The organism is Cellvibrio zantedeschiae, assembly GCF_014652535.1.
Classification (GTDB): Bacteria; Pseudomonadota; Gammaproteobacteria; order Pseudomonadales; family Cellvibrionaceae; genus Cellvibrio; species Cellvibrio zantedeschiae.
This window is the reverse complement of sequence record NZ_BMYZ01000001.1, coordinates 1,018,408-1,033,113: the sequence shown is the minus strand read 5'-3', so window position 1 is coordinate 1,033,113 and position 14,706 is coordinate 1,018,408. Positions and strand designations below refer to the sequence as shown.

The following is a 14,706-nucleotide window of genomic DNA, read 5'->3' as shown; positions in this document are numbered from 1 at the left end:
AACTTCAAAAAAACATTTTTTCTGGCACCAGATTCCAATAATTCATAACCTAGTCGCTCGCTTAAATCTATAATAACAACAGGGTTTGCGTTTTCGCATACCAGCCGATTCTTGAACGAGTACGCTATGCTATCTACTACACAGTTAACCGAATTTGACCGCGAATATCTTTGGCATCCCTATACATCTTTCACCAATCCATCCCCTGTTTTCCCCGTGCGCCGTGCGCAAGGTGTTCATATTGAACTCGCAGATGGAAAAAAATTAATCGATGGTATGTCGTCCTGGTGGAGCGTTTTACACGGCTACAACCACCCCGCAATAAATAAAGCAATTACCGATCAACTGCATCAGGTTGCCCACGTGATGTTTGCAGGCTTCACTCACGAGCCAGCCGCAAAGCTTGCCAAAACACTGGTGGAAATTACACCAACCGGGCTCAATAAAGTTTTCTTTTCTGACTCGGGTTCAGTTGCGGTTGAAGTCGCCATGAAAATGGCGATTCAATATTGGTATTCCCAGGGACAAGCACAGCGCACCACTTTTTTAGCGCTTAAACAGGGTTACCACGGCGACACTTTTGGAGCCATGTCGGTATGCGATCCTCACTCTGGAATGCACCATTTATTTCACCAAAGCCTGACGCATCATTTATTTGCAGAAGCACCTAGCTGCAAATTTGACGAAAAGTTTGATGAGCGCAGCTTCGCTAATTTCTCACAATTATTGCAGCGCAATCGCCAAAAAATTGCAGCGGTTATTCTGGAGCCGATTGTACAGGGTGCAGGTGGAATGCATTTTTACTCGCCCGTTTTTTTACAGCGTGTGCGCGAGCTATGTAATCAACTAGACGTGTTACTAATTGCTGACGAAATCGCAACCGGCTTCGGCCGTACCGGAAAATTATTTGCCTGCGAATTCGCCAATATCAGCCCGGATATTATGTGTATTGGAAAAGCACTAACCGGTGGTTATATCACTCTCGCCGCCACGCTCTGCAACGACAAAGTGAGCGATGGCATTTCAAACGGAAAAAGCAGCGTCTTTATGCACGGCCCAACCTTTATGGCAAACCCGCTGGCATGCGCTGCTGCAAATGCCAGTATTGATTTGTTAATAAAAACTGATTGGCAGAAAAAAGTTGCTCGCATCGAAACCCAATTAAAACAAGAGCTGGAAGACTGCCGCACGCTCGCGGCGGTGGCAGACGTACGCGTTTTAGGTGCAATTGGTGTAGTCGAATTAAAAGAGGCTGCTAATGTAGCTGAATTACAACCTAAATTTGTTGAGCTGGGAATTTGGGTGCGGCCATTTGGAAAGCTGGTGTATTTAATGCCGCCGTTTATTATCAATGAACAAGAATTACGGCAATTAACAAGTGGTATAAAAACCGTTCTTGCTCCGATGGCTTAATTTTTGAGTTTCCAAAAATTTCGTATAAAACTGTTTAGCAATAAATAAAAAAAGCCCGTCGCCTTTACCAAGCAACGGGCTTTTTTATTGGATGAATATTTACTGGATTTTTTTAATGCCTACCGCAGCACGCACCTTTTCTAAAAAGGGCTTGCTATGTGCGCGCGCTTTCTCTGCACCTGCCTGTAAAATTTCTTCGATGTGTGCCGGGTTAGCAAGCAGCGCTTCATACTTTTCGCGAGCTTCACCAACCTGCGCATTAATCAATTCAAACAATTGTTTTTTGGCCTCACCCCAGGCAATACCTTCCGCAAATGCTTGACGCATATCTGCAGTTTGTTGCGGGGTTGCAAAGGCTTGCCAAATTTGAAACACGGTTGAAGTGTCAGCATCTTTTGGTTGGCCGGGCTCTAACAAATTCGTCACAATTTTATTGATGGATTTTTTCAATTGTTTTTCAGGTAAAAACAACGGAATTGTGTTGCCGTAACTTTTACTCATCTTGCGGCCATCCAAACCTTGCAAGACCGCAACATTGTCATCCACCACGGCTTCAGGTAACACAAAGTGCTCGCCGTAATGGTGATTGAAACGTGCCGCTATATCGCGAGCCATTTCTATATGTTGGATTTGGTCTTTACCTACGGGTACTTTGTTGGCGTTGAACATTAAAATGTCAGCGGCCATTAAAATGGGGTAGGAATACAAACCCATAGTAATGCCAAAGTCCGCGTCATCGCCTGCAGCCAGGTTTGCATCAACAGATGCTTTATAAGCATGGGCGCGGTTCATCAAACCTTTGGCCGCCATGCAGGTGAGCATCCAACAGAGTTCGGGAATTTCCGGCACATCTGATTGGCGATAAAAAATTGCGTTGTCCGTATTCAAACCCAAGGCTAACCAGGTAGCGGCAATTTCACGTGTAGATTGGTGAACCAATGCAGGATCATGGCATTTAATCAGCGCATGAAAATCGGCAAGAAAATAAAAAGATTGCACATCTGCACTTTCACTTGCGTTAATTGCTGGGCGAATGGCACCTACATAGTTACCTAAATGCGGCGTTCCGGTCGTAGTAATGCCGGTGAGAACACGTTGCTTGCTCATGTTTGTACTTCTACATTTTAATAGGAATGGATTGATTCAAAACGAAAGGCGCCATTATACAGATAAGCGCCTGTTGTTAGCTGGAAAAAATGAATTGGCTGGAGAATCAATTAGCAGCCTGATGCAGGCTCGCCTCTTGCAAAATGAGGGTTTCGTAGCCAGCTTGATTTAATAGCTGAGCAGCAACATCGGCGCGGCGGCCAGCATCGTCGGTCACAACATAGACTTGTGACGCATCCAGACTGGGGAGGTTTTTACGCAATTGGCTGAGCGGAATATTGCGGCTCTGTGGCACTGATTGAAAACGCCGTTCTAATGGCAAGCGCACATCTATTATTTGATACCGATTTTGCGTATCCGCGATGAGCTCATCGTAAGTAATAAAACGACGTACCGGCTCTTGCAACAAGGTTAGAAAATCGCTTTTCTCAAGACACATCAACTTACCCGGTGTGAGCATCTGCACTGTTGCATTACGCGTTGTATCGCCAACCAATGCTTCTTCACCAAAATAATCACCAGGGCGTAAGGCCGCCAAAATATGGCCCTGTTTATCAACCACTTTTGCACTGCCAGCTTCTAATACATAAAAAAATTCGCCGCGCTCGCCCTCTTTAATAATGGCTTCATCGGCGGCAACCTTTTGTGTTTTAAAACGCAAGAATAATTGGCGGATATTGCCGGGTGGAATTTTATTAAAGAATGGCGACTGCAAAAGACTCGACATCCAATCGCCTTCCTCCGCCGATTCAAATTCAGATTCATCTCCTACTTGTTCATCTGCGTGCTCACTTCCACTTTCACTCCACGCCAAAACCAGATCAGAGAAATCACTCTCAACGGATAAAATGACCACATCAGATTTAGCGACAGCAGATACTTTGGTTGGGGACGTACTATTGAGGCGAACCTTATGGGATTCATCTTCACTGGTAATTGAGGTAACGGCAAACTGCGAATCAATTAAATCAATATTGCCATCCACCAAATAAAGTGACTCGCTTAAATCGCGCCCGCGCTTAAAAATAATTGTCCCTTTCGTATATTCCTTGATAGTCGCCTTCTCAATAACTTTGGATAAGTATTCGTAGGCAAGGGTATTAAAGGGCGAAAATCTCGCCAGGAGTTCGTGTGAAAGATTCATAGTGACGCCTATCAATAGGAGATAAAGGCCGTGTTCGCTGCGTCATGCATAGGCCCTGTATTCAATGCGCAAATTATAGCCAGCTATCATTGGAAACAGTGTGGCGACTTACCCAGTCTTAGCGCTAAGTCACACTCAATTCGGACAAAAGCCCCAAAGCAAAGTTCAGGGCTTGGATAATGCAAACAATTGGACTAAGACCCAGCACAGTAACTCGAGGGCCTGTCGCAAATATCACTTAAACAAAGCGAATCGCTTCGGGATATTGGTAAAAAGCGGTAGCAGCTTGGTAGAGGTAATGAGCGTCAGCCACACCCGCCAATTCGCGAATGGAATGCATAGCAAATGTAGGAACGCCCACATCAATCGTTTTTACACCAACTTCAGAGGAGACAATTGGACCTATAGTACTGCCGCAACCCATGTCGGTTCGCGCAACAAAAACCTGTACAGGGACTTGTTGCTGCTCGCACAACCAATGAAAGAATCCACTCGTTTCACTGGTAGTTGCATAGCGTTGATTGGCGTTAATTTTGATTACCGGCCCACGGTTTAATAACGGACCATGGTTTTCGTCGTGACGATCCATAAAATTCGGGTGTACGCCGTGAGCATTGTCGGCAGATATCATTAACGAATGTTCAATTACGCGAATACGGGTTTCGGTATCAGGAATCAAACGCTCTAAAAATTGTTGCAACATAGGGCCCTTCGCGCCGCAACAAGACGTGCTGCCAACTTCTTCGTGATCCGTGCAAATTAATAAACTGGATACATCATCATTCGCCTGCAAAATTGCTTGCAAGCCTACAAAACAACTCAACAAATTATCGAGCCGCGCGCTCGCAATAAAATCCTGTTGCAAGCCCACCAAAGCCGGAGCCTGGGTATCGTACAAGCTGATTTCAAAATCGAGAATTTGCGATGCGGTAATGTGCGGAGATTGCTGTTTTAATTGTGCTAGTAAAATAGATTTAAAATTTGGCGATAAGGTTTGTTCCTGCGCAAACTGCAACAATACTGGCACTATGTCCCGCTGCGCGTTAATGCTGCGGCTATTGTTAACTTCACGATCCAAATGAATCGCCAAGCTGGGGACAATGACGACCGGCAATTTAAAATCGATTAATGCGCTGGCAATTTTGTTATCTGTAGTTTTATAAGTCACACGCCCGGCAAGCGATAAATCGCGATCAAACCAGGGGGCTAATAAAGCGCCACCGTAAACTTCCACACCGAGTTGCATATAGCCTTTTCGATTTAATTCCGGTTGTGGTTTTACTTTTAAACAGGGGCTATCTGTGTGTGCACCCAACATGCGAATACCAGTATCGAGCAGCTCTTTCTTACCGTATACAAACGCAATAATGGATGAATCATTACGTTTAATAAAATAGCGTTTGCCTGTTTCCAAATCCCACGCAGCAGCTTCATCCAATTCCACAAAACCTGCGGCTGATAAATATTCAGCAATTGTTTGCGTTGCATGAAAAGGTGTGGGGGAAGCCTGGAGAAAATTTAATAATTGCTGATTGAATTCTGCTTGCGCCAATAATTGGGACATGTGCTTTTACCTGCAATTTTTGCAATTCAAAGGGATTGAGTACGAATACGTTGGCGTTTTTGCCAGGAAACTGAATCGCGCAAATAAACTGGCTGCGCATCAAAAATAGACTGGGTTTCACCTTTATCAAAAGCATCCAACGCGATAGGAAGCATGAAACGCGCATCAGGATGTACATCCTGAATAAGGACCTCAGGAACAATATTTTGTAAATCGGCGTAATGCCAGCCAGGGCCTATAGCAATAAATTGTTTTTCCAGATTTGCAATAAGATGTTGCTCGCCAACTTTAGCTGGCTTCATCACATGCTCTGTACCTAATAAATTCGGAATGTTATCAGCGCTAAATAAACCCCAATAAATTTCATCCATGCGTGCATCCAAAGCAACCAGTAACGGCAAATCTGCGTTTTGATTTTGTGCAACAAAACCTTGCGCCATGGCTTGCAATGTTGAAACAGGAATTACGGGTAAATTGGCACCGAAAGCCAAGCCTTGAACAATACCTATGCAAATACGCAAACCTGTAAATGAACCAGGGCCGCGACCAAATGCAATTGCGTCCAAATCGTGTAGCGTGCAATTAGCGGCGCGTAAAATTTCATCCACCATGGGGAGCAAACGCTGGGTGTGGCTTTTTGCAGCAAGTTCAAAAATATGAGTCGTCTCACCGTTGAGAGACAAGGCAACGGAGCAAGCGTCGGTAGAAGCATCGAGCGCTAAAATCTTAGTCATGAATAATCAGTTCTTTCAAAAAATCGCGATAAAAAAATAGGCTCACTGGGAGCCTATTCATTTTTACATGTTCGTAAACTTTAAGGAACTACTGAAAAATGTTTGCGGCGTAGAACTGGCAAGGCAAATTCGGATAAACAAGCGCAGTTTACACGCAGTAAAACACTCACAACATCCATGTGGTTCGCCATTTGGGCAGTTTCACTGTGTAAATTATTGCTCCTGCAATTTATGAGCATTTTTATCTGAATTTAACGCAGCCAGGACAAGCAAGGTAATTTTTCAGTGGTTCCTTTAGCTCAATACAGAAAGCAATTGTTTGCGAATTGAATCCACACTACCAACACCGTTAATACGAGTGTACACGGGAGCGTTTTTGTTGCCCTCCGCTGCCAAGTTTTGGTAGAAACCAACGAGCGGTTTGGTTTGTGCGTGGTAAACGTTTAAACGCTTACGAACAGTTTCTTCGTGATCATCAAGACGCTGAACCAATGGCTCGCCAGTGATGTCATCGTGACCTTCCACTTTCGGAGCATTGTGCAAAATGTGATAAACGCGACCAGATGCCTCATGCACACGGCGGCCACTCAAACGTGCAACGATTTCCTCGTCTGCCACATCAATTTCAATGACATGGTCAATACTTACACCGGCTTCAAGCAGCGCTTCTGCTTGCGGAATAGTGCGCGGAAAACCGTCAAACAAAAATCCATTATTGCAATCGCTTTGAAGAATGCGTTCTTTAACAAGGGCAATAATCAAATCATCTGAAACCAAACCACCAGCTTCCATAATGCCTTTAGCTTGCAGACCCAATGGGGTGCCTGCTTTAACAGCCGCGCGTAACATATCACCGGTAGAAATCTGGGGAATCCCAAACTTCTCCATAATCAGCTGCGCCTGGGTACCCTTGCCTGCACCAGGTGCGCCTAACAAAATCACTCTCATTACGGATTGCTCCTCAAAATTATTCGAGCGCCAACAGCCGGGTTTCCCGCACCTGTGGAACCATCTTATAAATGCCAACGCGCGCACAAAAAAGTGCTGGTAAAAAAGGCGTTACGATACACGGCCAAGCGGCCAATCACAACCTTAAGCGGGTTTTAGGCGCGAATCCACAGTGGTCTACACACCCTACATGGGCAGCGGTAACAACTCTGTGCAATATTTAAACATAGGCAGACTCGCCATCTAAATTTATCCTCTTTCTGTTGTATTAATAGATGCCTCATCCTACAATCGCCGCAATAAATACAATTGAAAGGGTATCAACGATGTTTTCCAAGGTAGAACTCGACGAATATGATCGCAAGATTTTGCGTGCCTTGCAGGAGAATGCAGATTTCTCTATGGCGGATTTGGGCAATCTGATCGGCTTATCCCATACGCCTTGCTGGCGTCGCCTCAAACGCCTGGAAACTGAGGGTGTCATTCGCGGGAAAGTAACCTTGCTGGACGCCAAAAAAATTGATTTGGGTGTCAGAGTCCACGCTTTCGTTACCGCTAAAAATCATGATGAGGAGGCGCTTAGCGCGTTCGAAGCTGCGGTTCAGTCGATTCCTGAAATTGTGGAGTGCTATTCGACGAGTGGCGATAAAGACTATGTGTTGCAGATAGTTATAAACAGCGTGGAAGAATATGAGCAACTGCTGCGTAAGACGCTACTGAAGCTACCTAACGTGGGAAGTATCCATTCAACTTTCTCGCTCAAGCAGATCAAGTACACGACCCAACTGCCTATTTAATTCATCCTTAATACATGCCAAAAGAAAAAGCCCCTTGATGCGAGCACCAAGGGGCTTTTTTATATTACTTAAACAGTGAATCGTCGCAGAGTATCGCGCAGGCTGGCAGATAACTGGCTCAATTTTTGGCTTGCGTCTGCGGTACGTGCGGCACCATCAGAGTTGGTCATGGCCAACTCGTTAATTTCAACAAGGTTCCTGTCTATCTCGGCAGTCACGCTACTTTGCTCTTCAACAGCTGTGGCAATCTGGATTGCCATATTGGTAATCTCCTGCACTGCAGAACCTATACCCGATAGTGAAGTCACCACATCACTCGCAGAAGTCACCGCTTCGTTAGTCATAAGGGCACTGGAATTCATCCCTTCAACCGCTTTTTGAACACCTTGTTGCAATTGGCTTAGCATGCCCTGGATGTCTGCGGTGGACTGCTGGGTTCGACTTGCAAGTGTACGTACTTCATCTGCCACCACCGCGAACCCTCTCCCCTGTTCGCCTGCGCGCGCTGCCTCAATAGCAGCATTCAAAGCCAACAGATTAGTCTGCTCAGCAACGCCACGAATAACATCAATCACAGAGGTAACATTTTTAGCTTCGTCTTCCAGCTTGGCCATGTCCGCAGCAGTTTGGGTTACATGGGTCGACAAACCTCGTACATGATTGACCGCCAATCGAATACGATCTTGCCCCTGCTCGGCAATGTGATTGGCGTCTTTAGTACTTTGGGCAGTGTTGCTGGTATTACGCGCAACTTCCTGAATGGCCATGGTGAGTTCATTAACAGCTGTAACTACCATCGTGATTGCATGGCATTGGTTATCAGCTGCACGTTGGCTGTTGCTCGATACTTCCAGCAATCCCTCTGCAGCTGCCGAAACCTCATTGGTATTGCTACGAACATCGCGAATTAAATTTTGCAGTTGATCCATAAAACGATTTACGTGTGTCGCCAACTCACCCAATTCATCATCGCGGTCGACGTGGATACGAATCGTTAAATCGCCATCACCGGCAGCGATATTTTTTATGCGATCGGTAATTTTTTGCAGCGGAACAGTAACCAGCATTGGCAAGAAAAAGGCCGCCGCGAGTGTTATTAGCGTTCCTAACACTAAAAGCACTAACAACTGATGCGCAATGGAGTCGCTGGTTTCGTCGATATCACCGGTAAATTCATCCACGTGCGCTAAACGTTTTTCTTCCAGCTCATCCAGAAATGTGCGCGCTTTTGAAAACGCTTGAAAACTTTCGCCCAAGGATCGCGCAATTAAACTCGCGCGCGTTGCCTCATCTGCATCGCTAGAGCCTTTCACAATAGCTTCAGAAATAGTTTGCCAAGCTTGCAAATAGCTTAAAAATTGCTCTTTTTCTGCCTGCGTTGAGGTGTCAGATGTTTCTATAGATTTGATGGTGCGATCACGCGCCTGCTTGAGATTATCAGCATGCTCTTTAAGGAACGTAGAGATTTGTTGTTGGGTTAAATTTGGTGATAAAAGCGCGCGCTCTGCAGTGAGCGCTTGATACATATCGCGATCAGCCTGAATCAATAATTGAATTTCAGGCAAGCTGACTTTTGCGATAGTTTTTGCGTTCTTCGCCAGAAGCCCGCTGGAGTAAACTGAATAGAGCCCTACATACAAAAATAAGAGCACCAGAACTGTTAGTGGAATTCCAAGCTTCCATCTAAACGAGAGATTTGTGTACCAAGCCATTTGAGTCGCTCCCATCCTTTCTTATTGGATATTAAAATCTTCCCTGAAAGCTTAGTACAGATTACGCAGTTTGCATGAATGCAGGCATTTGCCGCCGCCACAAATCCCTCAAATTATTTATGCAGTTTTAAGCTCACTTTTAACAAACGCTGGTTGCGCATGGACAACACCACAAACTCCACCTGACCGAGCGTTACACGGTCGCCCACCACCGGTTGGCGATACTTGCTGAGAATATAGCGAGCGATACTCCAGTTGGCCATTTCCGGCGGTACGGGAAAATTGTAAACCATACTCAAATCTGACAGCTTTGCTCGCGACGTCAACACAAACTCACCAAAGAACGCCTGAGCTGACAAGCGCTCATTTTCCTGCATGCCAACCAACATTTTATCGAGCAATTCCAATTCGCTTGGCAAACTCAGGAAGAAAATATGGTCATCGGCCTGGAATTTCTGCTCTGGCGATAAAGCGACAGGCTGGCCTTCGCGCAGTAAACAAACAAGCTGAACCTTATTGGGTAAATTCAAATTGCCTACAGTGCGACGCAATGCCGGGCTGCCATCGGCCAACTTGTAGCCCACAAATTCATGCCCGACTTGTCCGGGCACACCTAGCTCGACCCGCTGTACCCGCGAGCTGGCAGTGGGGACATGGAGCTTCAACCACTTAGCGATGGGACCAACAGTCCAGCCCTGCACCAGGAGAGATATCAATACAATAAAGAACGCGATGTTAAAAAAGAAATTCCACTCGGGCACGCCAGCCAACCACGGGAACATGGCCAGCACAATTGGAACCGCGCCGCGCAACCCTACCCAACTGATAAAGGTTTTTTCTTGCCACGAAAATTGAAATGGCAACAAACATAACCACACCGCTAAGGGACGCGCGACAAACATCAGCAATACACCAACCAGAAGCGCGCTGGATGCGTATTCCACTAAGCGATGTGGCGAAACCAATAAGCCCAACATGAGGAACAGACTGATTTGTGCGAGCCACGCAATACCGTCATGGAAACGCTGAATATTAAAGAGCCCACGCGATACTCGATTGCCTACCATCAAGCCTGCGAGGTAAACCGCAAGGAAGCCGCTGGCGTGCATAACCGCCGCCAAACCAAAAATAAACACGCCACCAAAAAGCGCTAATAGCGGATAAAGACCCGGGCTAAGCTGCAAACGCTCTACGGCATAGGCCAAAATTCGGCCACCGACAATACCAACCACCGAACCCGCACCCATTTCCCAGACAAAATCACCCAGCATCAACCAACTAAAATTGGCTTGTTTGGTGACCATTAACTCCACCAGCATAATGGTGAGGAAAACAGCCATAGGATCATTGAGACCCGACTCAATTTCAAGGGTCGCACCCACGCGGGATTTAAGCGCAAGCCCCTGCATTGTCAGTACTGAAAATACGGCTGCCGCATCGGTGGAACCAACAATCGCCCCAAGCAGCAAACCATGCACCCAGGAGAGACCAAGAATCCACGCCGCCAAGGCGCCGCAGACGCCCACCGTGATAACAACACCTATGGTTGCCAGAGAAAGTGCCGGCCGCAAACCGACCCGGAAGAGATGAATTTCAGTACGCAGACCACCGTCAAACAAAATAACGGCAAGCGCCAGGGTGCCCATAAAATAGGCGGCTTTAACATTTTGGAATTGAATACCTAAAAAACCATCTTCACCGGCCAACATACCGATGATCAAAAACACCAACAGCAATGGCATACCCATGCGTGGTGAAAGCGTGCTGGCAAGAATGCTGATAATAAACAGCGCACCGCCAAACATCATGAGCTGGTTTAATACTTCCATTCAATAAAACCTGTAAAAACAATCAATTAATCAAAGCCTTCTGAGATATTACTACAATCATAGCCTATAGCGCCCAACCAATTTAGATAAATCGTGCCAAGTCTAAAAGACCGGCCGACAAGCCAGCCTTGTTCTGGCGCCCCTTAAATACTGTTATGATTCCCAACATTATTTTCTCTATTAAGTTGTCCTCATGCTCAATAATTCCGCCCTGCAACAATTAGCTCAATTAAAGACCACCTTAGTCGCCCAAAAAGATATAGCCCAAGGTTCAGTGCGCAGCACCACCAAACGTTTCGGCTTTGTGATTTTGGATGATGGTCGTGAAGCGTTCCTCGACCCCGAGCAAATGTTGCGCGTTTTACCTGATGACCGCGTGCAGGTTGAGGTGACTACCAACAGTAAAGATCAGCTGGAAGCGAAACTGGAAAAGCTGATCAGCAGCCCTTTCAAAGAATTTGTGGGGCGCTACGTCAGCAAAGGCAATAACTTTTTTGTCGAACCCGATGTCAATAATTTCAATCGCTGGCTATTTGTACCGCCGCAAGATCGAAAAGGTTTGAATGTCGATGATCTGGTGCGCTGCACTATCACTCGTCACCCTTTTAATGATGGCAAAGCCCAGGTAAAAATCATTGGCCGCCTGGGCACTGCGGATGAACCCGGTATAGAAAATCGTTACACCGTAGCGAAATTCCAACTGCCTAATGAATGGATCGTGCCAGCACAAAATCATGCCAGCAGCATTAATTGGTCACCATTGGTTTTTGAAAATGGCGAACTTGATTTAACCCATTTGCCCTTCGTTACCATAGATGCCGAAAATACTCGCGATATGGATGATGCGATTTACATAAAGGCAACAGAGAACGGCTGGGAATTAATTACCGCCATTGCAGATCCTAGCAAACAAATTGATATTGGTAGCCCGCTGGAATTGGCTGCACGTGAGCGCGCCAGCACCGTCTATTTGCTCGGCCAATCCATCACCATGCTACCGCCGGAGTTGTCTCACGACACCTATTCGCTGGTGCCAGAAAAAAAGCGCCCTGCACTTATTTGCAAAATTCAAATTGCCAAAAATGGTGAAATCACTCACTACGAATTTGCGGAAGCACAAATTCGATCGCAACATAAATTAAGTTACCAAGCCGTGGCCGATCATTTAAACAATGTTAAGTCGCTTGCGGATGCCGGCTACAACGTGAGCGATGACATCAACAACATGCTTACGGTTATTCAGGAGTTCGCTCAAGTACGCGCCGATTACCGGTTGGAACACGCGTTGGTAATGGATGAAAAAGCAGATTACTTTTTTATTCTTAATGACCAGAAAAAAATTGATCACGTGGATAAACGCGAACGCAATGTTGCCCATCGCATGATTGAAGAAGCCATGCTGGCGACTAACATTTGTGCCGGTGAGTTATTTGTAAAAAATCCGGGTTATGGAATTTTTTCTACCCACGTCGGCTTTCGTCCCGAGCGTTTGAACGATGCGATTAGTTTAATTACTGAAGATCGCCCCGATCTAATTGAGGCAGGTTTAACCGCAACCGGGTTAACCAAACTCGACAAGTTCCAGAAGCTTATTAAAGAGTTGCGCGTCAATCCAAACAACAATCCAAAAAATGGCCCACTCTTGTCGCTATTGCAACGTATGTTACAAGCAGGCTCATTATCCTTTGAGCACATTCCACATTTCGGTTTGGGTTTTAACGCTTATGCGATGGTGACCTCACCTATTCGTCGCTATAACGATTTTTACAATCATCTCGCTATTAAAAGAATTTTACGTGGCGAGCCTGCTATAGAAATTAATACCCAAGAGCTATCAACACAATTGCAAGAGCAACTTAATAGCAGCCGCCAAGCGTGCCGTTATTTAGAGCTGTGGTTGCAAAGCCAATTTATGTTGCAACATATTGATACCTTGCACACAGGGACCATCGCGTTGGTTAATTCCAATGGCATAGGCGTACGTTTGGATGACTTAGGTATTGAAGGTTACGCGCTACTCGCCCCGCGCGATGGTGAAGTAAAAGCGCAATTTGATTCTCGTCGCTTAAGCTTGACCATTGAAGGAAAAACTTATCGTTTAGATGAAAAAGTGCACGTGTTAGTAAAAGAAGTTGATGTAGCCAAACGCAAGATAGCTTTTGAAGTTGTTGATCAAGCAACGGCCGACCGTTTGAGCGCATGGCTATAAACAATTAAATAAAAAGGAATTAGCATACAGGTAGTAAAGCATCAGGTAGCGTCTATGGAAATGAACGGAATTATTCTGGGAGCAGGAATTGCAGGCTTGAGCACAGCAATTGCGCTGCGTCAACGCAACATTTCGGTAAAAATATTTGAAGCAGCTAAAGAAATACAGCCCGTTGGGGCTGGCATTCTTATCCCACCAAATGCTATGGCGATTTTAGAAAGGTATGGGCTATCTAATTTAATTACAAACGCGGGCAAAACTATTGAGTCAATGAAGCTCGTCGATATTAAAGGACGTTTGCTAACACACAGTCCCGCTCATTTTTCCAATAACGGAATACCTAATTCAACTATTGCCATTCATCGTGCAACACTTCAAAAAATTCTATTAGATGCTATCGAACCCGAAACTCTTTTCACGAGCAAAACTTGTCGAACATTAAATAATCACCCGGATAAAGTAGAACTTTGTTTTGAAGACCAAACAACCGCAACCGGAAATTTTTTAATAGCCGCTGACGGAATTCATTCCAATACTCGCAGAACACTCTTTCCCACAAGTTCCTTGCACTATTCGGGACAGATTTGCTGGCGAGGAATCACCACCATAACACTTCCCTACCAAATGCAAACACAACTAACCGAAGTGTGGGGGCTCGGGCAACGATTTGGTTTTGTGCCAATCAACAACGAACAGGTTTATTGGTACGCGACCATCACTGATACGGACCAAGGCGTAAAAAACAATACAGCAACCAAAGACAACAGCGACAGCAGCCGACAACAACTTTCTAATCTTTATAAAAATTTTCCAGATCCAGTTCAAGAAATAATCCACACAACCAGACCGCAATCGATCCGCTGCGACAAGCTTTACGATTTGAATATTTTAAACCAATGGCATTCAGGCGCTTGTGTTTTGATTGGCGATGCAGCGCATGCCACAACACCAAATTTGGGCCAAGGCGGCGCACAAGCCATAGAAGACTCATGGGTGTTGGCAGAAAAAATTACGGAATCAAAAACGCTCGAGCAAGCATTCACCGACTTCCAAAACCTGCGCATTGCAAGAGCAAAAAAAATTGTAGAGTTGTCTCGTCAAATAGGTAGAATTTCTAATCTGTCTAACCCGGTAGCATGTGCCATACGAAATACCTGTATGCGTTGGACTCCATCAAACCTAACGAATAAGCAATCGCAGCAACTTTACAAATTGCCCTATTGAGATCAAGAATCTCCAAAGCAGAGCC

General features: G+C 45.5%; 11 protein-coding genes. 4 read left to right on the top strand and 7 right to left on the bottom strand.

Annotation, left to right across the window (positions count from 1 at the left end; all coding sequences use genetic code 11):
- Window positions 1-126 precede the first annotated feature (126 nt).
- Entirely contained in the window at window positions 127-1,413 is a 1,287-nt protein-coding gene (bioA, locus tag IE104_RS04575) for an adenosylmethionine--8-amino-7-oxononanoate transaminase (RefSeq protein ID WP_189416356.1), read from the top strand.
- A 99-nt stretch (window positions 1,414-1,512) separates the two neighbouring features.
- On the opposite strand, the gene IE104_RS04570 is transcribed toward bioA, so the two are convergent.
- From IE104_RS04570 to adk, 5 genes are all read right to left on the bottom strand, one after another.
- On the bottom strand, window positions 1,513-2,520 hold the full coding sequence (locus IE104_RS04570) for a tryptophan--tRNA ligase (RefSeq protein ID WP_189416355.1): 1,008 nt from the start codon (window positions 2,518-2,520) through the stop codon (window positions 1,513-1,515).
- Between the two features lie 106 nt (window positions 2,521-2,626).
- Window positions 2,627-3,664 (bottom strand): cyclic nucleotide-binding domain-containing protein, encoded by a 1,038-nt coding sequence (locus IE104_RS04565; RefSeq protein ID WP_189416354.1) that lies wholly within the window; start codon window positions 3,662-3,664, stop codon window positions 2,627-2,629.
- A 238-nt stretch (window positions 3,665-3,902) separates the two neighbouring features.
- Window positions 3,903-5,228, bottom strand: a complete 1,326-nt coding sequence (locus IE104_RS04560; RefSeq protein ID WP_189416353.1) for a M18 family aminopeptidase — start codon at window positions 5,226-5,228, stop codon at window positions 3,903-3,905.
- Between the two features lie 26 nt (window positions 5,229-5,254).
- The gene (gene tsaB / locus IE104_RS04555; RefSeq protein ID WP_189416352.1) at window positions 5,255-5,962 is read right to left on the bottom strand and encodes a tRNA (adenosine(37)-N6)-threonylcarbamoyltransferase complex dimerization subunit type 1 TsaB; all 708 of its coding nucleotides are present in this window, start codon (window positions 5,960-5,962) and stop codon (window positions 5,255-5,257) included.
- Between the two features lie 294 nt (window positions 5,963-6,256).
- Window positions 6,257-6,910 carry an adenylate kinase gene (gene adk, locus IE104_RS04550; protein WP_189416351.1) on the bottom strand — a complete coding sequence of 218 codons (654 nt, stop codon included), beginning with the start codon at window positions 6,908-6,910 and terminating at the stop codon, window positions 6,257-6,259.
- A gap of 326 nt (window positions 6,911-7,236) precedes the next feature.
- Here adk and IE104_RS04545 point away from each other — a divergent pair, with 326 nt between their 5' ends.
- Window positions 7,237-7,707 carry an Lrp/AsnC family transcriptional regulator gene (locus IE104_RS04545; RefSeq protein WP_189416350.1) on the top strand — a complete coding sequence of 157 codons (471 nt, stop codon included), beginning with the start codon at window positions 7,237-7,239 and terminating at the stop codon, window positions 7,705-7,707.
- A 68-nt stretch (window positions 7,708-7,775) separates the two neighbouring features.
- Here IE104_RS04545 and IE104_RS04540 read toward each other — a convergent pair whose 3' ends face one another.
- A complete protein-coding gene (locus tag IE104_RS04540; protein ID WP_189416349.1) occupies window positions 7,776-9,419 on the bottom strand; it encodes a methyl-accepting chemotaxis protein in 1,644 nt (547 codons plus the stop codon).
- 113 nt (window positions 9,420-9,532) lie between these two features.
- Complete coding sequence (locus IE104_RS04535; RefSeq protein WP_189416348.1) at window positions 9,533-11,248, bottom strand: potassium/proton antiporter; 1,716 nt, start codon at window positions 11,246-11,248, stop codon at window positions 9,533-9,535.
- 193 nt (window positions 11,249-11,441) lie between these two features.
- Here IE104_RS04535 and IE104_RS04530 point away from each other — a divergent pair, with 193 nt between their 5' ends.
- Together IE104_RS04530 and IE104_RS04525 are read left to right on the top strand one after the other, a co-directional pair.
- On the top strand, window positions 11,442-13,457 hold the full coding sequence (locus IE104_RS04530; protein ID WP_189416347.1) for a VacB/RNase II family 3'-5' exoribonuclease: 2,016 nt from the start codon (window positions 11,442-11,444) through the stop codon (window positions 13,455-13,457).
- Window positions 13,458-13,511: 54 nt separating this feature from the next.
- A complete protein-coding gene (locus IE104_RS04525) occupies window positions 13,512-14,681 on the top strand; it encodes an FAD-dependent monooxygenase (RefSeq protein WP_189416346.1) in 1,170 nt (389 codons plus the stop codon).
- Window positions 14,682-14,706 lie beyond the last annotated feature (25 nt).

Coding starts and splice junctions, on each gene's coding strand:
- bioA (WP_189416356.1), top strand. CDS start 127: ATGCTATCTACTACACAGTTAACCGAATTTGACCGCGAATATCTTTGG.
- IE104_RS04570 (WP_189416355.1), bottom strand. CDS start 2,520: ATGAGCAAGCAACGTGTTCTCACCGGCATTACTACGACCGGAACGCCG.
- IE104_RS04565 (WP_189416354.1), bottom strand. CDS start 3,664: ATGAATCTTTCACACGAACTCCTGGCGAGATTTTCGCCCTTTAATACC.
- IE104_RS04560 (WP_189416353.1), bottom strand. CDS start 5,228: ATGTCCCAATTATTGGCGCAAGCAGAATTCAATCAGCAATTATTAAAT.
- tsaB (WP_189416352.1), bottom strand. CDS start 5,962: ATGACTAAGATTTTAGCGCTCGATGCTTCTACCGACGCTTGCTCCGTT.
- adk (WP_189416351.1), bottom strand. CDS start 6,910: ATGAGAGTGATTTTGTTAGGCGCACCTGGTGCAGGCAAGGGTACCCAG.
- IE104_RS04545 (WP_189416350.1), top strand. CDS start 7,237: ATGTTTTCCAAGGTAGAACTCGACGAATATGATCGCAAGATTTTGCGT.
- IE104_RS04540 (WP_189416349.1), bottom strand. CDS start 9,419: ATGGCTTGGTACACAAATCTCTCGTTTAGATGGAAGCTTGGAATTCCA.
- IE104_RS04535 (WP_189416348.1), bottom strand. CDS start 11,248: ATGGAAGTATTAAACCAGCTCATGATGTTTGGCGGTGCGCTGTTTATT.
- IE104_RS04530 (WP_189416347.1), top strand. CDS start 11,442: ATGCTCAATAATTCCGCCCTGCAACAATTAGCTCAATTAAAGACCACC.
- IE104_RS04525 (WP_189416346.1), top strand. CDS start 13,512: ATGGAAATGAACGGAATTATTCTGGGAGCAGGAATTGCAGGCTTGAGC.